2 protein-coding genes are annotated in these 1,532 nt (G+C 38.1%); both read right to left on the bottom strand.

What is annotated here, in order from left to right; genetic code table 11:
• Window positions 1-31: 31 nt before the first annotated feature.
• Window positions 32-604: an NAD(P)H-dependent oxidoreductase gene (locus tag L1D46_RS20605; RefSeq protein ID WP_130052853.1), complete on the bottom strand. Its 573-nt coding sequence runs from the start codon at window positions 602-604 to the stop codon at window positions 32-34.
• Window positions 605-746: 142 nt separating this feature from the next.
• Window positions 747-1,439 (bottom strand): DUF4336 domain-containing protein, encoded by a 693-nt coding sequence (locus L1D46_RS20600; RefSeq protein ID WP_130052852.1) that lies wholly within the window; start codon window positions 1,437-1,439, stop codon window positions 747-749.
• Between the last annotated feature and the right edge of the window lie 93 nt (window positions 1,440-1,532).

The raw sequence follows: 1,532 nt of genomic DNA, 5'->3' as shown, positions 1-1,532 counted from the left end.
ATATTATATTTTACACAACAAACATAAGCCTTTAGTCACATAGAGAACCTAGCTCAGCAACTGTTGTTTTCCAGTTCGATTTTTGATTATCATCTGAGAGAATGACAGAGCCAAAAAAGTTAACTTTCGGCTTTTCAAAACCACAATATTCGAGAGTGTAGCGGCATAACTGTTCTACTACGGGCTTTGCTAGTTCCTGAGCGAGCTCTTGGGGTGTATCCATGGTTAAGATCACTCTCGCAGTTTTGTCAGTTAGCAGTGGCGTCGGCAATAAGCTGTTTTGTTCGAATTTAAAGGTCACACCGGGTAAAAATACGCGGTCGAAAAGGCCTTTTAGTTTAGCTGGTACACTTCCCCACCAAATTGGCGCAATAAGTACTAGATGATCGGCCCATTTAAGTGCATCAGTAAAGGTGTCTAGGCATGGCTCGAAAGGTTGCACTTGGTCATAGCCGAACATCAGGTTAGGGTTAAAGTCCATTTCAGAGAGTTTAAATATGCGGATATTCGCCGCTTTTTTAGCTGTAAACTCATACGCACTCGTTAATGAATCAGCAAAGCTATGGGCTTTAGGGTTTCCGTTTAAAATGAGTATATTTTTCACAATTACTACCTCTATGTATTAGGAAATAATTGCAAGTCTAAAGCCTCCCCTTAACGGGAGAGTCAATCATTTTTTGAAAAACAAATAAATACGGTACATTAAATATATAGAATGTTATATGTAACGAAGCTGGTTTTTTCTTTTAACTCTTAGTAAGCCAGCGGAAGGATTTATGCAAAAAATCCACAGCGTTTTTCTCAATTAGCTCGCCATGGGCCATAACCAAAATTTCAGGCTGCCAGGCTAGCATCTGTTCAAAATGTTTTCTGGTCTTGGCTTTGTTAAACATAAAACTTAGACGCCAATCGATAGGTGTTTTTCCATCAGGGGCGATGATCCCAACGCCCTTGGCTATCCATTTTTGCAAAGGGTTAAAATTATCACCCGAAAAGTTTTCTACCAAATCAGTAACAATGAGTGTTTTAGAGCTTTTATGGAAAAACACACACTCTTCCATAAGAGGGGAGCCTGTAACTAAGACTTGGTTAATTTCATTTTGCCACTGCCACGCTAAATCGTCATTTAGGGACGCATCAAATGAGATATCGCTACGCTTTTTGATGACTTCATCAGTGCCATAGATTTGCGCATCTGGATATTTTGTTATCCATTGGGGTAAAAACAGGTGATGTAAATGATTTGGTGCAATAAGGTATTTGACCGAGCCTAACTGATCTATTTGGGTTTTTAACGCATCACTTAGATAGATAGGACTATGAACCCACAGATCGCCATTTGCGAGTTTAATGACTGTCATTCGAGTTGTAAAAGGTAAAAAGAAGAATTTTACTGCTTCACCATCAAAAATCCAAATGTCGTTTGCTAACTTTTCCATATTATTCCTTAATTAGAATTTAAGTTATCAAAAAAAAGATTAGTTTATTGAAAATGTTAATTTAGATTGTACTGCTTGTTCTAGGGCTACATG

It is taken from the genome of Pseudoalteromonas sp. Isolate3 (assembly GCF_022398505.1).
GTDB classification, from domain to species: domain Bacteria; phylum Pseudomonadota; class Gammaproteobacteria; order Enterobacterales; family Alteromonadaceae; genus Pseudoalteromonas; species Pseudoalteromonas apostichopi.
Note: the sequence above shows the minus strand (reverse complement) of the source record. Positions and strands in the feature narration are given on the sequence as shown.

What these genes read in the sequence shown, in the direction of transcription:
- L1D46_RS20600 (WP_130052852.1), bottom strand. Translation starts at nt 1,439, where the DNA reads ATGGAAAAGTTAGCAAACGACATTTGGATTTTTGATGGTGAAGCAGTA.